General features: G+C 31.5%; 24 protein-coding genes. 1 reads left to right on the top strand and 23 read right to left on the bottom strand.

Features of this window, described 5'->3' with window-relative positions; all coding sequences use genetic code 11:
- Positions 1-45 precede the first annotated feature (45 nt).
- Positions 46-1,881, bottom strand: a complete 1,836-nt coding sequence (locus BQ9840_RS08680; RefSeq protein ID WP_077369410.1) for an ATP-binding protein — start codon at positions 1,879-1,881, stop codon at positions 46-48.
- A 10-nt stretch (positions 1,882-1,891) separates the two neighbouring features.
- Complete coding sequence (locus BQ9840_RS08675; protein WP_077369409.1) at positions 1,892-2,905, bottom strand: DNA double-strand break repair nuclease NurA; 1,014 nt, start codon at positions 2,903-2,905, stop codon at positions 1,892-1,894.
- A 192-nt stretch (positions 2,906-3,097) separates the two neighbouring features.
- On the opposite strand from BQ9840_RS08675, the gene BQ9840_RS08670 reads away from it, so the two are divergent.
- Complete coding sequence (locus BQ9840_RS08670) at positions 3,098-3,337, top strand: AbrB/MazE/SpoVT family DNA-binding domain-containing protein (protein WP_077369408.1); 240 nt, start codon at positions 3,098-3,100, stop codon at positions 3,335-3,337.
- 44 nt (positions 3,338-3,381) lie between these two features.
- Here the strand turns inward: BQ9840_RS08670 and rsmI are convergent, their stop codons facing one another.
- From rsmI to BQ9840_RS08570, 21 genes are all read right to left on the bottom strand, one after another.
- On the bottom strand, positions 3,382-4,209 hold the full coding sequence (gene rsmI, locus BQ9840_RS08665; protein WP_077369407.1) for a 16S rRNA (cytidine(1402)-2'-O)-methyltransferase: 828 nt from the start codon (positions 4,207-4,209) through the stop codon (positions 3,382-3,384).
- A 3-nt stretch (positions 4,210-4,212) separates the two neighbouring features.
- The gene (locus BQ9840_RS08660; protein WP_077369406.1) at positions 4,213-4,959 is read right to left on the bottom strand and encodes a tRNA1(Val) (adenine(37)-N6)-methyltransferase; all 747 of its coding nucleotides are present in this window, start codon (positions 4,957-4,959) and stop codon (positions 4,213-4,215) included.
- 91 nt (positions 4,960-5,050) lie between these two features.
- Positions 5,051-5,221, bottom strand: a complete 171-nt coding sequence (locus BQ9840_RS08655) for a DUF362 domain-containing protein (RefSeq protein ID WP_077369405.1) — start codon at positions 5,219-5,221, stop codon at positions 5,051-5,053.
- A gap of 85 nt (positions 5,222-5,306) precedes the next feature.
- Positions 5,307-6,164: a PSP1 domain-containing protein gene (locus tag BQ9840_RS08650; protein ID WP_077369404.1), complete on the bottom strand. Its 858-nt coding sequence runs from the start codon at positions 6,162-6,164 to the stop codon at positions 5,307-5,309.
- 3 nt (positions 6,165-6,167) lie between these two features.
- Positions 6,168-7,145, bottom strand: a complete 978-nt coding sequence (holB, locus tag BQ9840_RS08645; protein ID WP_077369403.1) for a DNA polymerase III subunit delta' — start codon at positions 7,143-7,145, stop codon at positions 6,168-6,170.
- Between the two features lie 2 nt (positions 7,146-7,147).
- On the bottom strand, positions 7,148-7,423 hold the full coding sequence (locus BQ9840_RS08640) for a cyclic-di-AMP receptor (RefSeq protein WP_077369402.1): 276 nt from the start codon (positions 7,421-7,423) through the stop codon (positions 7,148-7,150).
- Between the two features lie 18 nt (positions 7,424-7,441).
- The gene (locus BQ9840_RS08635) at positions 7,442-7,768 is read right to left on the bottom strand and encodes a cyclic-di-AMP receptor (protein WP_077369401.1); all 327 of its coding nucleotides are present in this window, start codon (positions 7,766-7,768) and stop codon (positions 7,442-7,444) included.
- The gene (tmk, locus tag BQ9840_RS08630) at positions 7,765-8,403 is read right to left on the bottom strand and encodes a dTMP kinase (protein ID WP_077369400.1); all 639 of its coding nucleotides are present in this window, start codon (positions 8,401-8,403) and stop codon (positions 7,765-7,767) included. The genes BQ9840_RS08635 and tmk overlap by 4 nt, the downstream gene beginning before the upstream one ends.
- Positions 8,404-8,419: 16 nt before the next feature.
- Positions 8,420-9,832 carry an aminotransferase class I/II-fold pyridoxal phosphate-dependent enzyme gene (locus BQ9840_RS08625; protein WP_077369399.1) on the bottom strand — a complete coding sequence of 471 codons (1,413 nt, stop codon included), beginning with the start codon at positions 9,830-9,832 and terminating at the stop codon, positions 8,420-8,422.
- Between the two features lie 28 nt (positions 9,833-9,860).
- Positions 9,861-10,034, bottom strand: a complete 174-nt coding sequence (locus tag BQ9840_RS08620) for a sigma factor G inhibitor Gin (RefSeq protein WP_159436129.1) — start codon at positions 10,032-10,034, stop codon at positions 9,861-9,863.
- 122 nt (positions 10,035-10,156) lie between these two features.
- Complete coding sequence (locus BQ9840_RS08615; protein WP_077369397.1) at positions 10,157-10,621, bottom strand: hypothetical protein; 465 nt, start codon at positions 10,619-10,621, stop codon at positions 10,157-10,159.
- Between the two features lie 95 nt (positions 10,622-10,716).
- Entirely contained in the window at positions 10,717-10,869 is a 153-nt protein-coding gene (locus tag BQ9840_RS12530) for a hypothetical protein (protein ID WP_159436128.1), read from the bottom strand.
- Between the two features lie 75 nt (positions 10,870-10,944).
- Complete coding sequence (locus BQ9840_RS08610; RefSeq protein ID WP_077369396.1) at positions 10,945-11,589, bottom strand: 50S ribosomal protein L25; 645 nt, start codon at positions 11,587-11,589, stop codon at positions 10,945-10,947.
- Between the two features lie 85 nt (positions 11,590-11,674).
- Positions 11,675-11,935 (bottom strand): pro-sigmaK processing inhibitor BofA family protein, encoded by a 261-nt coding sequence (locus tag BQ9840_RS08605; RefSeq protein WP_077369395.1) that lies wholly within the window; start codon positions 11,933-11,935, stop codon positions 11,675-11,677.
- Positions 11,936-11,996: 61 nt separating this feature from the next.
- Entirely contained in the window at positions 11,997-12,278 is a 282-nt protein-coding gene (locus BQ9840_RS08600; protein WP_200804905.1) for a DUF2508 family protein, read from the bottom strand.
- Between the two features lie 107 nt (positions 12,279-12,385).
- A complete protein-coding gene (locus tag BQ9840_RS08595) occupies positions 12,386-12,742 on the bottom strand; it encodes a NifB/NifX family molybdenum-iron cluster-binding protein (protein WP_077369394.1) in 357 nt (118 codons plus the stop codon).
- A 116-nt stretch (positions 12,743-12,858) separates the two neighbouring features.
- On the bottom strand, positions 12,859-13,152 hold the full coding sequence (locus BQ9840_RS08590; RefSeq protein ID WP_077369393.1) for a hypothetical protein: 294 nt from the start codon (positions 13,150-13,152) through the stop codon (positions 12,859-12,861).
- A gap of 16 nt (positions 13,153-13,168) precedes the next feature.
- The gene (locus BQ9840_RS08585) at positions 13,169-13,912 is read right to left on the bottom strand and encodes an N-acetylmuramoyl-L-alanine amidase family protein (protein WP_077369392.1); all 744 of its coding nucleotides are present in this window, start codon (positions 13,910-13,912) and stop codon (positions 13,169-13,171) included.
- 115 nt (positions 13,913-14,027) lie between these two features.
- Entirely contained in the window at positions 14,028-14,396 is a 369-nt protein-coding gene (locus BQ9840_RS08580; RefSeq protein WP_077369391.1) for an iron-sulfur cluster assembly scaffold protein, read from the bottom strand.
- Positions 14,397-14,499: 103 nt separating this feature from the next.
- On the bottom strand, positions 14,500-16,620 hold the full coding sequence (locus tag BQ9840_RS08575) for a DUF3160 domain-containing protein (RefSeq protein WP_077369390.1): 2,121 nt from the start codon (positions 16,618-16,620) through the stop codon (positions 14,500-14,502).
- Positions 16,621-17,391: a hypothetical protein gene (locus BQ9840_RS08570; protein WP_077369389.1), complete on the bottom strand. Its 771-nt coding sequence runs from the start codon at positions 17,389-17,391 to the stop codon at positions 16,621-16,623. It abuts the gene before it with no gap.
- Between the last annotated feature and the right edge of the window lie 48 nt (positions 17,392-17,439).

Raw genomic sequence — 17,439 nt, 5'->3', positions numbered from 1 at the left:
CCATTTTTTTGCGAATGTGAGTGAGTCAAGGGACCGTCCCCTGACTCATTTGTACATGTCTCCAAAAGGTGTAGAAACCTTTTCTACTTTTTTGTTTATTGCTAAATTATCCATTCTCTCTTTGAACTGTTCTATAGTCATACTCTCTCCATATTCTCTTTCTACTTCTCCTAAAATAGATAGTATCTGAGAATCGTTTATAGGCAGTTTATCTGCAACAACTTTGTAGAACTTTTCTTCTTTCTCATTGTTGTAATTAAACAGTTCGTCAAATGGATTTAAAGTATGAGGGCTAGAAGTCTTAGAAGCTCGTATTCTAGCATATATAGTTCTTCCTATGGTCGCTGAAGATACAAATACATCTCCTGATTTAAGATATGGTAGTCTCCTTGCTTCTTCCTCTTTTATATCTGTTTCTTCTTTTATAGTCTGAATATCTGACGCTCTTACAGTTCTAAATATAAACTTAGTATTCAATTGGGCAGTAATAGTTTCATCTAATAGGGTAGGTCTTTGTGTTGCCAATATCAAAAATACTCCATATTTTCTACCTTCTTGAGAAATCTCTTTCAATATGGATTTTGATGGAGAATCATAACCCTTTGGTGCAAAATTGTGAGCTTCATCTGTTACTATGAAAAATGGAGGAAAATAATCTGCTGTAGTGTGTTTATACTGAGCGTCTTTGAAATCCCTTCTCTTGTGATATAGATTATTAAGTAAATAAGTACTAAACACTTGTAACATCCTTGTACTACCTTGAATCACAATCAACTTTCCTAACAACAATCCTTCTTCTATTTCATGAATATCATTTGAGAAAACCCCTTCATAATATAGCTTTCTAAGTCTCCAATATATTCCCCTCACAGAACTATAAGGGCAAGTCTTGTCATAGCTATCATACAATTCCCTTCTCTTCTTCCAAGCTTCCTTTTCAACATTTGTAGTAGCTTCTTCTATTCTTCTTCTCAGTTTTTCTTGGGTACCTTCTTCTTGTGCTTCACTTAGCATCTTTAATCTGTCATGGAAACTTTGATAAGAATCATTTCTCTTAAATAATATATCTACCACATTACTCATGGCATCAGTAATTGGACTAGAAGCATCTAGCAAATTCTTTAAATCCTGTGCAGTTAAATCCTCAAATCTAACTCCTACATGGTATCCTACCTGTAGACATTTAAATCTTCCACTGAAATCTTCCTTTTTTTCTTCTGGCAAATAATCCTGTGGTTCACTAAAATCCATTTCAAAATGGGGATCCAGTATTATAGTTGGTATACTTTGTCTCATTAGTTCTTCCAATACCACCCTTAGTCCAAAAGACTTTCCAGAGCCAGACCCGCCAAATACACCTACATGAGGATATTGATGCATGGATTTTAGATCAAATATATAGGGTATCCCCTTTTGAGGTTTAAGCTTATCATCTTCAAATAAATATAATAGATCCTTTAATTCCTCATCCATTCCTTCTTCCATCTGATCAGTATTCCTTATAACTCCTAATACCAATCCCTTTTCCACTGATGACTGTATCATAATATCTTTTACTTCATGAAACTCTGGAACTCTCACATCAGAACCTGTTTGAATTGGGTATTGGGCTTCATTTAACAATCTTACCTTTGCAATATAGATAGTATCTTCATCTATATTATATCCTATTGCCCTCAATGATTCTAAAACTGAAGCATCTACTAAGTCTCCATTGATATTAAGGGGAATATATCTGTTATAAGTCTTAGCTTCTACCACTTCCCCCATCAATTCTCCCTGATAAGTATCCATTATAATTAAAAACTCATTGATTCTAAAATTTCTATCCTTTGACCCAATATAGACTTCTTGCTGAGTTGTTATACCTACAACCTTCATACTATCCCTCCTAAAGTGTTCTTTTATCTCTTTCAGATATAAAGAACTTCTCCAATATGTCCCTATCCAAATAATTTTCCAATAAACTTCTCATCATCTTGTCTGAAAGCTTCACTTCCTTGTCCACAATATCAAGCCACAATGGAACACCTCTACTATTTACTGGTGTAAGAGTGAACACAAGTCTAGCCATCTCATCTAAATACTCTCTTTGGCTGTCTATTATATCCATTCCAATCACATTTGGTGTATTAGAACTTCTCATAAAAACAGAAGCAAAACCTTCCTTAGATTTCTTAGCAACATCTTCCCTTATTTTGATCATCTCTCCGTACCCAAGAAGTCCATAGAGCATCTCTCTATCATATAAATAGTCTGCATCTCTTAAAACTCCTTCCTCTAACAGCATGGTTCCAACCATGGAAGTCTTTATATCCTTTATAACTCCAATGAGTATTACTCCTCTTTTTTCACATTCCTTCCTAAGTTCTACCCATTTTTCAAAACATTCAATATCATATCGAATAAGAGAGCCATCCATCATTATGGCATAGGGATTATATTTTTTTACACTTTCTAATGCTACGTCAACTTCTATCCCAGACAATTTATAGTTTCTTATAAATTCTTCATTTCCACTTGTATCCAAAGTATCCTTGCCATTTCTCTTGATAATTTCATCTTCTTCTTCCGTGTTCAATGGTGTAAAAAAATCTGCAATATATACAGGTTCATTGCTAGATATTGAACTCTTTGCCAGCCCTTGATATATTTCTACATAATGGGGATATGCTCCTCCCAATCTATTTTTCGAACCGTCTACACCTATTATGCCACCTCTATTGTAGAAGCTGTCCAATTCTTCTGTGGATAATTTTTCCACTTTCACAATTTCTCCAATATTTTGTTGTATAAAATCTCTCAAATCATCATTGTTCATATCAAGAAGTTTCCTATACTTTTCATTTAGGATCATATTGAGTTCATTTACCTTTTCTTTTAACTCTTCACTCACACCATACATAAAAACACCTCACTTAAAAAACTCATTATATATAATATATCAAAACTTTTACACTAAATATATACATCATAATATTCCTCTAAATAATAATTTAAATATTTGTTAAAAAGGTGTTGACTATAATTGACATATATGGTACTATTTAATTTGTAGAAAAAAGTCGATTTGACAAATGTTTAGGAGGAATGACAAATGAAATCAACAGGCATTGTAAGAAAAGTAGACGAATTGGGTAGAGTAGTAATCCCAATAGAATTAAGAAGAACATTGGAAATTGCTGAAAAAGATGCATTAGAAATTTATGTTGATGGGGAACAAATAATACTTAAAAAATATGCACCTGCTTGCATTTTCTGTGGACAAGCTAAAGATGTACAAGTATTCAAAGGTAAAAACATCTGCCCAGCTTGTTTAGAAGAATTACAAAAATAATAACTAATAAAACTCCCGCCCAAATTTGGACGGGAATTTTTAGTTTATAGGTCAATACTCTCTTTATATACTATATTTTTTGCCAAATTTCTATCAGAAGCTACCTTTTTTACAGCATCTTTTTTAGTCATGCCTTCTTCCAAATAAGCTTTTATATGTTCTTTGATAGAAATATTTTCATAGGGGTTTACTTCTTCTATTTTCCCGCCTTCAATTATTATGACGAATTCGCCCCTACGATTGTCCTTAAAAGCTAAAATTGCCTCTTCAATAGTTCCCCTAAAGGTTTCCTCATAGACCTTTGTCAACTCCCTTGAAATGGATATATTCCTATTTCCTAAAACCTCTTTCATATCTTTTAATAAATACATCAATCTATGAGGTGCTTCATATAGTATTATGGTTCTAGTTTCACCTCTAAGTCTTTCTAGTTCACTAATCCTTTCTTTCTTATTTGAAGAAAGAAATCCCTCAAAAACGAATTTCCTTGTAGGTAGTCCTGAAAGTATAAGCGCTGTAATAGACGCAGTTGCCCCTGGCAATGCCACCACATGAATATCTTCAGCTATAGCCAATCCGATTAGCTCTTCTCCTGGGTCTGATATACCTGGCATACCTGCATCTGATACCAATGCTATATTTTTCCCTAACTTAAGCTTTTCCAATATTACCTGCCCTTTTTCCCATTTATTGTGCTCATGGTAACTTGTAAGTGGTTTTTTTATTTCATAGTGATTCAATAGTTTTAAAGTATGTCTTGTATCTTCTGCTGCAATTATATCCACTTCATTTAATACTTTTAGTGTCCTAAGCGTAATATCTTCCAAGTTGCCAATGGGAGTTGGACATACAAAAAGTGTTCCATTACTCATTTTTTACTTCACGTCCATTCCATATAATTTATAGATTTCATCTGTATATTTTCCATCTTCACCATAAACATATAGGGGATCTTGAAATTTAAGTTCTTGTTTTCCACCCTTCATACTCATTAAAAGTAAAATATTTGGCGCCTTCCCCATCTTAGGGTGGACAAATCTAATAGATTTAGGTTCTAATCTATATTTCCTCAAAAGCCAAATAATATCTGCTAATCTAGAAGGCCTGTGAACCAAAAAGAACTTACCGCCTTCCCTCAATAGATAACTAGCTATTCTCACTACATCCTCTAAGCTACAAGCTATTTCATGACGAGATATTTTGAAATTGTCGTCTTTATTTACTAATCCTCCTCCCCCTACCATATATGGTGGATTTGAGGTAACTACATGAAATTCACCAGCTTCAAATATACTAGGTAAATCCTTTAAATCCATATTAAGTATTTTAACTTTTTCTTCTAGTCTATTAAGTTTTATACTTCTATTTGCCATCTCTGCCACTTCTTCTTGTATTTCTATACCATAAGCCTTGCTGATTTCATATCTTGAGCATAAGAATAGTGGAATAATACCTGTTCCCGTCCCTAAATCTATTATCTTAGAATTCTTCTTGAATTTAGCAAAACTAGAAAGCAATATAGCGTCTGTTCCATAACTAAATCTTCCCCTGTTTTGTATTATCTTAAATGTGCTCCCAGGAATAATATCAATTTTTTCTCCTTCTTTCAATTCTATGTTCATGATAACTCCTTTAATTGTTTTCTATAATATTGTTCTATTTTATTATATCAAAAAAAAGACCCTCAAAGGGTCTTTTCTAATTAAAATCAAATTAGTCTTGTTGTGGAGCATCTACTGGGCATACATTTGCACAAGAACCACAGTCAATACATTTTTCTGGATCTATAACGTATCTATCATCTCCTGCTGATATTGCTTCTACAGGACATTCTGCAGCACAAGCGCCACAGCTAATACAAGCATCTGTAATTTTGTAAGCCATCTATTTCACCCCCTCAACCAACTTGTCATTTCCTGCTATTATTCTAACATTAATTTGAATATATTTAAAGAGATATTAAATATATTTAATGGTTTTCATCTTCATCCACCCTAATATAAGCTGGATCCTTCTCATCTGTAAACTCTATTTCATTGATTTTATATAATATCAAATCCTCAGTATCATCAGGCAACTTTACTTTTACCTTTACACTTTCCATTAATGTACGTGTTTCTACTACTGTTCCCCTTCCTAAAGGGGTAATAACTATAGTTCCTATTTCAGGCATTTTATCTAGAATATGTTCATATACTTCCTGCTCATATTTTAGACAACACATAAGCCTACCACAAAGTCCTGAAATCTTAGTAGGATTTAATGACAAATCTTGTTCCTTAGCCATCTTAATAGAAACAGGCTCAAATTCTCCTAAGAAAGTTGAACAACATATAGGTTTCCCACAAGGACCTAATCCTCCCATCATCTTGGATTCGTCCCTTACACCTATTTGCCTCAATTCTATCCTAGTCCTAAATATCGATGCCAAATCCTTAACTAGTTCCCTAAAGTCTACTCTTCCATCAGCTGTAAAATAAAATATAACTTTGTTGTTGTCAAAAGTATATTCTACATCTATTAGTTTCATCTCAAGTTTATGCTCTTCTATTTTATCTAAACATATGGAAAAAGCCTCTTTGGCTTTTAGTTTGTTCTCCATATGGATTTGTCTATCTTCATCTGTTGCAATTCTTAGTACTTTCTTTAGTGGTGGCACAATTTCTTCCTCTGTCACCTGCTTTAATCCTACTACAACGTGACCAAACTCGATGCCCCTAGCAGTCTCTACTATTACATGATCCTCCTCTTTTATATCTAATTCATCTGGATCAAAATAATAAATTTTCCCTGCGCTTTTAAATCTAACTCCTACAACTGTTATCATTTCTCATACCTCCTGCATTCTTAAAAGCATTGTCTCTATGGATAGTTGGTAGTTCACTTTCCTTTGTATATTCTCTTTGGTCACCAATATAAATTCTATTATATCATTAATTTTGCTTCTTGATAAAAAAGTTTCGGTAGATAACAATTCCATTTTATCCCTGTTGATGATCAAATCACTTTCTCCTATCTCATTGTAAATATATAAGTCCCTAAACCAATAAAGTATTATATCCAATATTTCTTCACAATTCTCTTCATTTTCATCAAAAAAACTTAGTGAATTAAGTACCTTTAACTCATCACCTTTTAATACCCCATCTATTGTATTAATAGTATCTTCTCTCAAATTTAAAAACTCATCATTTTCTAAAAGTTCAATTGTCCTTCCAATACTGCCTTTTGAATAGGAAGAAAGAAATTCAGCTTCTTCTCTAGTTTTTTCATATTCTTCAATTGCAAAATTAATAATATCCTCCTTTTCTAAAGGCGAAAACTTAATGACTTCACAGCGAGATATTATAGTAGGCAATAGATTTTTACTGCTTGTACTTATTAGAATAATATTTACATAGCTTGGTGGCTCTTCCAAAGTCTTTAAAAAGGCATTTTGAGAATGTCTATTCATAGTATAACTATCATCAATAAGATAAACTTTTCTTTTACCTTCTAAAGGCTTAGTGAGCATAGTTTTGATAATCTCTTCTATTTGTTCTTTTTTGATTGAGTCTTTAATAGGCTCTACATAATAAAAATCAGGATGATTTGATGAATCAAATTTTCTACACGAAGTACATTTATTGCAAGGTTCTAGCCCTCCATTTTCACAAAGGAGGGCTTTAGAAAATGCCATTGCTACTCTTTTTTTGCCTATAGCCTCAGGACCTACAAACAAATAACTATGACTTAAGTTTCCCTTTTCCATTGCTCTTTTTAAGTTTTTAATAACATTTTCATGACCCAATATATCATTAAAGTCCATTGTTATACCCTCTTAAATTTATCTATATCCATTACAAATACTGTGGCGCCTCCCACATTTACTCCTTGTTTTGCTTCTCTAGACTTACATATTCCCTCTATGGTACTAATAACTTCTTCAACCTTTTCTTCCTCTACCCCGATCAAAAGAGTAGTGTTTCCAGCTTTTAAGAATCCTCCTGTACTAGCAAGTTTTGTAACTCTGTATTTTTTGCTCATCAATTCCTTTACAAGTTTTTGTGTATCTGCATCTTGAACTATTGCTATTAAAAGCTTCATTCTATCACTCCCTTTCAATTAAAGCCTCACATATTTCTCTACATCTAGAATAAATATGGTTGCTCCTCCTACTTTCACTTCCAGTGGATAAGGTATATAAGTATCTCCTGGCATTGATACAGTTAACAATGAAGTTGTAATCTCCCTAGTCTTACAAGTTGATTCAACAATATCTATTACTTCTTCTACTTTTTCATCCTCCACACCTATTAAAAGTGTAGTATTGCCAGATTTTAAAAATCCTCCTGTACTAGCAAGCTTTGTAATTCTGTATTCCTTTTCTGTAAGTTCATCTATTAGAGTTGGAGCATCTTGGTCTTGAACAATAGCAACTATAAGTTTCATTTTACCAAACCCCTTTCTTTAAGTATTCTTTCCACTTCTGATTTTACTTGTTTGAAAACTTCTTCTTTAGATTTTGATGCATCAATTAGCACTACATTTTCAGGATACTTATTTATAAGATCTAAATACCCATTATAAACTTCTTTATGAAAATTAATTCCTTCCATTTCTAATCTATCAATATCTTGTCCTACCATTTTTCTATTCAAAGATACGCTTGGATCAATATCAAAAAATAGAGTAAGATCTGGTTTCACACCTTCTATACCAAAATCATTTATATTCTTTACATCTACAATTCCTAATCCTCTTCCAATTCCCTGATACACAAGGCTTGAAAGTACAAATCTCTCACAGAGAACCACCTTTCCAGCTTGTAATGCTGGTTTTATCTTTTCATGAACATGTTGACTTCTTGAAGCTGCATAGAGAAGTGCTTCTGTTCTAGGAGACATGTTGGTATTATTATTATCAAGTATAATATCTCGTATATCTTCTCCTATCTCAGTTCCTCCAGGTTCTCTAGTAAATATATATTCAATATTGCTATTCTTTAAATATTGAGAGAGTTGTTCAACAACAGTACTCTTTCCAGAGCCATCTGGTCCCTCTAATGTTATGAATATTCCACTCATCTTCAGTCTTCCTTTCCTATTTTACAACCACTATCTTTTCTTTATTATAATCTAGTAAGCCAACTATTTCCACATTATTTTTCCTTAAGAACTCTATCTTCTCACAAATATCACTGGTAATTAACTCTCCTGGAACTATAAGTGGAATTCCTGGAGGATATGGTATGATATAGTTTCCGCATATTCTTCCAACGCTCTCCCTTAGCCCTACAACTTCCTTCTTCTTATAAAATGCTTCATCTAAAGGAATTTCAATCTTAGGACTGTTCATTTCAAAATCAAAATCAACCATTTCTTCCAAAGGTTCAATTGTTGCTAAGTTCAGAATAGCTTCTTCAAATAAATTCAATTCATCATAGCTATTCATAAGGGTAGTTAATAATAATCCATAATAATAATCTGACATTTCAAGCTGTATATTATACTTTTTCCTCAATAAGGATTCCAAAGTAGTTCCTCTAATATTTTTAAGTCTTATAGGAACCTTAGTTTTATCAAAATCACTGATGGTTTCATCTTCTTCATCCCCTGTAAAGGCAAAAACCCCATTTATGTTATTTAATTTGTTAACCATCTCTTCTATATTCCTTAAATGTTCATCTAGTCTATCTCTTCCTTCTCCATCCATATATGCCCTAGCTATATCAAGTGATGCCATAAACAGATAGGAAGGACTTGTAGTCTGATAGAGATTAAACATCTCTTCTAATTTTTCTATGTCAATTCTATGGGAACCACAATGAATCATAGATGTTTGAGTAAAACTAGGTAATGTCTTGTGAGTACTTTGAACTACTATATCTGCGCCTAATTCTAAACTGGATTTTGGCAATCTATTGGAAAATATAAAATGACTCCCATGTGCCTCATCTACTATGAGTATTTTGTCGTATTTGTGAACTATTTCTGCAATCTTTTCTAAATCACTACATATACCATAGTAAGAAGGATAAGTAATCACTACAGCACTTATTTTTGAATCCTTCATAAGTATAGATTCTACATCTTGAGTCTTAATTCCTGTTAGTAAATTATATTTTTTATTATAATTAGGATAAATATATTCAATTCGAAGTCTATTTAGAATAGCACCTTTATAAACAGAACTATGAGAATTTCTTTGAATGAGAATTTTTTCCCCAGGATTTGTAGCTGCAGCCAATGCTATATGTATTCCTCCTGTAGTTCCATTTACTGAATACAAGGTTTTTTTTGCCTTAAATGTCTTAGCTGCTAAACTTTGACTTTCTAAAATTATACCCCTTGGATCATGCAAATTATCAAGACCTTCTACTTCTGTCAAATCTATTTGTGGAATATATTTTCCCCAATCTACAAGGGTATTTTTCCCCTTATGCCCTGGAGTATGAAATGAAATATTCTTTTCTTCAATATATTTTTTAAGTCCTTCAAAAATAGGAATATCCATCTTGTCCTCCTTTCACTCAAAAAAAATGTCAGTTATCCAACTGACATTTTTTAAATATATTCTTTATAATGTCTATGTAGTAATGGTACTTATCATCTTCAACTGTGATATTGGTAATCTCCTCCATGCAACTATTACATAATTCAACATTTAAGAAACTTACTCCTTCACTTTTGTTTTGATTGCAAAATGAACAAAACACCAAATCATCCCCTCAATTAAGCTTTACCTTGATTATTGCCACTATATTATATAGTATTCACAATTTATAAATTTGTGCTTATACAATTTCCATGTTTATTCCAAATATATTAATACAATAATCTAATTTATTTTTTTACTCAATACATTGTACATTTTGCTACTAGGTTTAAATAAAAAATAGCAAACCTCTCCATTCTCCATGTATTCCCCTACATAACAATTTGTATAATCCTTTCCAAATACAAATTTATATTTGAAATTTAACTCTTCATCTCTATATGGCCTAACATTTGAAATACTGTCTAACTCTAATTGTAACATTGAAAAAGATTTTTTTCCGATAAGTCTATGAAATTTTAATTGTTCTTCTTCTAAGGTATAACTATATTTAGAAAAGAATTTAATAATTATTAAACTGCAAGTAAATATAAGTAAAAACAATACTAATATATTGGTCAAATAAGGGTATTTTTCTGTATATTTATTAGCAATAAATATAACAAAATCTATAAAAATTACGGAACCTATAACTGATGCAAAAACTTTTAAATAAGGTTTTTCCTTTCTTTCTTCAATTTCAACCATCAATAACACCCCCTTAATTATTATTTTAAGCAATATTTAATGAAATATCAAACAAAAAAAGAAAAATACCCTAAAAGGGTATTTTAAATCTATTATCATTTTCTAGAATGCCTAGTTTTTTTAATAGCTTCACTATTTCTTTTCACTTGCTTTTTTCTACATATTAAATTAGCAAATACATCTCCACAAATATAGAAAATGAAAGTAAACATAATTATTAGCATTAATACAGATATAATATATTTCATAGGTCACCACCACAGTATTGTCTATTTATTATATTATATCAAATACTAATACTTATTTCGACATAATTCGATAGTTTATTCTTCTGAATCTGTTTCTTCAGTTTCTTCTCCTATAACTTCAACTTCTGGTAATTCTTCGTCTTCATCTTCTTCCTCAACATGTGAAGTTGGTTCTGTTAAGCTTGCCACAACGTCTTGTAGATCTCTAAATATAGTTATATTTTCATTTTTAGCTATTTCTAAATCTGACACAAACAATGGTGTATTTAGATCAACATTGGACACATCTGCTTCTATTGATTGAGGTATATATCTTGGTAAACATTCAATTTCAATTTCATTAAGTTGTTGTACCAAAATAGTCTCTTTAGTTTCTGCATTTTCTCTACCAATGATGCTAATAGGTAATGTAAGCTTAACTTTTTCATCCTTATTAAGTTTTTGAAAATCAACATGGATGACATTACCCTTAACTGGATGGTTTTGAACTTCTTTAATTATTACAGGTAGTGTTTCTCCTTCTAATTCTAAATCTATTAGAGATGAATAACCATGTTTTCTAACTAACTTTAAAAATTCTAATGCATTCATCTTTATAGTTTTTGTTTCTTCACCTTTTCCGTACAATACTGCAGGCAAGTAATCTTCATGTCTTAATGCTCTAGATCTATTTTTACCTAATTCTTGTCTAATTTCAGCACTCAATTTTGCATTAGCCATATCGTTCCACTCCTTTTTTTATAATTGTTACATTTATCTAGTTTATCAGAAAAATATAATTTTTGCAAATTTGTAATTAGTACTATTACAAAATTTTCTGTAAAATAATAAGTAAAATTACTCCTGGAATACCTAAGAATCCAGTAACAACAGCGTTTACAGGGTTTATTGGTATTGTAAAATTAACAAAACCACCTATGATATTTACTATAAATAATAATAGCGCTCCTAATATGCCATTCATTATAAACTTAAAAATAATCTTTATAGGAATGACCAAAAGCATACCTATAATATATAAAAGAAACAATCCAAAAGCATATGCAAGAACTGTCTGTATCGTCATGCAAAACTCCCCCCTTAAAATATTACTTCATTATATAATAAGGTAATTATACTACAAATATTCATTTTATTGTTAGACCATTTTCTCTAGCTTTCTTCAAAAAATAAATATATTTTATCTTTGAAGCTTCCATTTCATATATGGCCATATCTATCAAATCAGGGTCTGTAACACTTTGAAAATAATTCTCTTTAAACTTCCATTCATTAAAGGCTTTTCTTAAATTTATTATAATTTCTTGTTCTTCTGCGGCGTCTTCATCCTTATTTATATCCATTAATTTGTCAGATAAAACTTTTGCCATGTTTATTATCTTTTTTGCTCTTTCCGTATAATTTTTCATTATAATCCCCCCAGTTTTCTATTATTAGTATCTTTGACAGAAAACTGAGGCTTTATACTCAAAAAAACAAAAGAGAGCATGGGCTTACCCTGCTCCCTACTATAATATTATTCTTCACAATGTCCTTCATGTTGATGTTCTGTACATACACTACCTGTGGATTCTAGATTTCCCTTTATATATTCTTGGATTACATCATCACAGTCCCCTTGAGCTCCTACTATAACTTCTATTCCATTTTCATTGAACAATACTTGAGCTGTTTCTCCCATACCACCAGCTATTATTACATCTGTATTTAAATCTTTTAAAAATACAGGAAGAAAACCTGGTCTATGGCCTGGATTTTCTACAAAGTTCTTTTTCAATGACTTATCTTCTCCAATTTCATAAATTGTAAAACCTTCACAATGTCCAAAATGACCGCTTACTTGTTTTCCTTCACTTGCAATCGCTATTTTCATATTTCATCCTCCTGAATATTATTTATTTGCCATAATATTCTATGGCTTATAGTTTCGTTGTTGGCATTTGCTAATTAAATATTACTACTATTTTAATTTATTGTCAAATGCCTATATCATTTATCCTTTTTCTTCTTGCGAGTTAAAGACAATCCCCCAAAACCACTTATAACAGCAATATAAAATCCAAAATCATACCACCAACCATTGTTCATAACCTCATAAACTCTAATATTCTTATTAAATATTCCTATAATAAGTGAAAAAGGTGCAAGCCATCCATGAAGTATTCCCCAAAAGAAACCCGCTGGTTTTAAAACTGTCCTAGTTCCATCTCCAGGAACACATCCCGTTAAAGTAAATAAAATAACAGTAACTATTACAGTTAACAACAATGCCTTCCTCTTCATAATAATCCCCCATTCGTTAATTTTCTCTAATTTCTTCTATGTATTTCTGTACTCCTTCTGTTATAGCTTGTGCAATTTTGTTTTGATACTTATCATCTGTTATCAATCTTCTGTCTTCTTCGTTTGTTATAAACCCTACCTCTACTAATACCCCAGTATTTTCTGTTTCTCTTAATATATAATAATTTTCACCAATTACTTCAGTTCTAATTGAACTTTCCTTCAAAAAACCATCATATACAATATCATCTACTGAATGACAAATAACTTCAGCTAACTTTTTTCCTTCAATTGATGTAGGATAATGATATACCTTAACACCCCTAGCTGAACCTTTTTTACTAGAATTCACATGAATACTAACAAACACTGCAGGATCATTTTTATTTATAATAGTCTTTCTAGCATTTAAATCCTTTCTGTATCTAGAAGCATTTATATCACTATATTTTTCTAGAGATTCATCTACTTCTCTAGTCATAATTACCTTATATCCTTGTTTTTTTAGCTCCTTCTTCAACTTCAAAGCTATATCCAAATTTATATTCTTCTCTAGTAAATCACCAATATTAGTACCCCCATCAATTCCTCCATGTCCAGGGTCGACAACTATTACCTCACTTCGTCTATAGTTAAATATATTTGCCACTCTAGAAGTCCTTATTATAAATATCGTAGCAATAATAATTATAATAAATCCTATTGTAAATAATAACTTCCTACTAAGCACAATTATATGAAAACTTCTTCTTTTCTTCATATCGTCCCCCTATATATTAAATACAAACTCTATTATTATATTTATTCTATATTAATTATTACATTACCTTTTTATATACAATTAGAGAAGAGACTAAAAATTTCAGTGTCCAACACTATTTTTTATTATCTAAATAATCTTTTATTGCATTTCTTAAAGCCTGAACCCCTAAGTTTGAACAATGTAATTTTGCTTCAGGAAGACCGTCCAATGCTTCAACTATATCTTCTTCTTTGATTTTAAGTGCTTCTTCTATAGTCTTATCCTTTGCCAATACTGTTGTCATACTACTTGTAGCAACTGAAGCAGTACATCCAAATACCAAAAAGCTTATATCTTCAATTACATCATCTTTAACCTTTATATAAATAGTTAAAGAATCTCCACAATTAGGGTCGCCAAACTTCCCTACCCCATCTGCATCAACCATAGAACCCACATTTCTTGGTGACATAAAATGCTCAATAACTTTATCTGAATACATATTTATCACTCCATTTTTATTTTGCGACAGCGGGGACGGTTCTCCCTGTCGCAATAAAGTAAGTCTCGTTGCATTAAACTGAGTCAGGGGACTGTCCCTTGACTCAGTATCTATCTATATAAGGTATTTCTCCCTTGCCTCCTCTAATGAAAGAATTTGTCCAATCTGGTATAGGTGGCTCTTTGTTTTCCTTAATCATGCTTTGCCAATTTTCATCAGTTAGTCTTTCATCTGATACAAATTCATAATAGCTAAATACTCCACCTCTAGTTAAATATAGTTTATCTCCTATAGGCACTACAACATATATTTCAAATGCAGGTCCGACACCAGCCTCTAGATATCCTCCTTCACTATATTCATTAGGTGCAACAGTATGAAAATCTGCTATAACTGCCATATTTTTATCAGTTTCAGAAGTTATTTCAAACCAACGTAATCCCTCTCCTGCAAAGGAAGCACTTAAATACTCTAATGTTCCACCATATAGCAATATCCTTTCATTCTGTTCCACTGTCAATTCTTCATTTCTTAGTTCTTTTACAGAACAGTCAATTAAAAATGTCAATAGTTCTTCAAATACTTCCATTTTTCCTTCAATTTCTGGTACTAATATATTTCTCTGTCTTAAATTTTCTACAGAATACTTGGTTAACCACAACAATTTTTCATATACTTCTATATTTGGCTCAACATAACCCTTGGTTTCTCCATATCCGTCTCCACATTCTGCACCGCTTTGCTTTCCGTATAATATAGTGTCATGTTTTAATTCTGACCAACTTGCTAAAGCTGTGGTCAAATTTTTATCTGTCCATGCTTCATTGGTCATAAAGGAAGGATATCCCTCTCCATAAGCTTCTAACAATCCCTTTAGTGTCCATAACCAACCTTGATACATATTGGATTTCCACTCATTATCATCTAATGCTCCAATTTTATCTTTCATCTTTTCAAACATCTTTGGATAGTCTTCCCAATACTTGTTTTCTTCTTTGTTCATCTGAATTGACTCTGCTCTTTCAGATCCCAATACCCCTAGCACATCAAGTCCAGAAGGTATTGGTCTTACAATTGGCTCTACTAATTCTTGAATGATTTCAGCATCCAGCACATATCTCTGTCCCATAAGCTTAAACTGCTTTCCAACTGGAGTAGTTACAGATGTATATTTTGCCTTTATCTTTGGTTCTGGCAAATTTTTTGCTTCACTATAAAACTCATCTAACTTTTTCACATCATTTAACTTATTCAAATTAGGATTATTTCCATATACCTTAATCAGTAGTTCTCCATATTGATAAATATCTAAATCATCAGAACTTCCAACAAAGAAGTTTGTTGGCTCATAAATTTTCTCCCATAATTTAAAGCAATCCTCATCAGTACATATACTATATGTTATAAGCAATGCTTGCAGGGTCTGCTCAATATTTCTATTATCTTCATCTTCGTTAAAATATAGAGGAAATGGAGCTTGACCATACCACATCATAGCCTTAAAATATCTCTCAAAATCCTCACTTCTAGTATAATGTCCTCTTGGCACATATTGACTATAATCTAGTTCATAAGGAAATAAACTAGACTCAGCAAATCCTCCATGAGCATTAATTTTTTCGTATTCCTCTAAGGCAATTGTCTTTGCCTCTTCAGGCACTTCACTTGGTATATTCCTTTCTAAACAAAGCTCTGCGACAGTAAAATACGCTATATTTTTAAGCTGTATGTTTTTTATATCTTTATTTTTTATGCCATTATAAATAGTGATAGAATTTTTAAGCATTTTATCTGTAAGTTCTTCAATTGTTGCCAATAATTTTTCATTTTCCAATGTCCTAAGTGCATAATCATAAAATATATGATAAACTTGTAAAACTGAATCTGTAGTAATAAATGAAGGTATGTCTTTATATTGATTGTCTTCATAAATATAGAAAATTTGTTCTTGTTTTGTAGGATTAACTACAAAACAGTTTTTAGCCAAAATTTTCTTTTGTTCTTCTGTGAATTCTCCAAACTGTGCAATATTTTCAACATTTGATAAATCTGGTTTAATATTATATGGTTCCACTTTTGCCTCATAAGCAGTAGGTTCGTAAGGTACCTCAACTTTTTCTCTTTTTATATTGACTTGAGCTCCAGCTTTTGTGTTGGCACAACCTGTTACCATAATAGCTAATATTAACATTAGAGAAACAATAGAAAAAGCCTTTCTTTTCACTTAATTCACCCTTTCAATTTTAATATTGTTATTTTCTATCTCTACTCTTGCTAAATATTTAAACCCCTTGTCTTTTACCTCTACATAAATTATACCTCTTTTTACGGTAAGTTTCTTCACATCTTCAAAACTTTTGCTGTGTAAAAATCCTTCAAAACCAAATCCTTCCCATTTATAAGTGTTTATTACCTTTTTATTGTCTTCTAATATTTCAATAGATACTATTTCATCTATTCCATCTCCATCTATATCGCAAAAATCATAATCAGTAAAAGGTTTAGAAAGCCTTGAACCTCTCCACTTTGGTACTAGCTTGTTATTCTCAAATGAATATATAAAAGGTCTCTTAGCCATTACTTGATGAAATGGAGTCTTTTTGTATACACCTATGGATACCTCACACTTCCCATCTCCATCTATATCTCCAGTTGTTATTTTCCATGGTTTCAACCTTGAAAAATCTTCTCTATACATTTCCTTTATTTCTCCATCCAATGAAAAAACAACTACATCTTTTCCATATTTACTAAAGTTTCCTCCCGTCAACAAAACCAATTGAGAAGATGTAGGGATAGAATATTCTTTTATTCCTTCTTTCAAAGTAAGAGTATCCATTTCTTCATTTTTATCATTATATATAGTTATTTTATTCTTATGTATGCTTATATAGGAATTATTATCATACTTATACATTTCTTCTTTTGTCTTAGGAATAAATAAAAGCACTATAATTATGATTAATATTCCAATTATATAGTAGCGCCTTGCCATTGTCGTCACTCCATTTTTTATGATTTAGCTAAATTAAATATCGATGCC

Source organism: Anaerosalibacter sp. Marseille-P3206 (assembly GCF_900155565.1).
Classification (GTDB): domain Bacteria; phylum Bacillota; class Clostridia; order Tissierellales; family Sporanaerobacteraceae; genus FUHM01.
The sequence above is the reverse complement of the archived record's forward strand: the minus strand, read 5'-3'. Positions and strand labels throughout refer to the sequence as shown.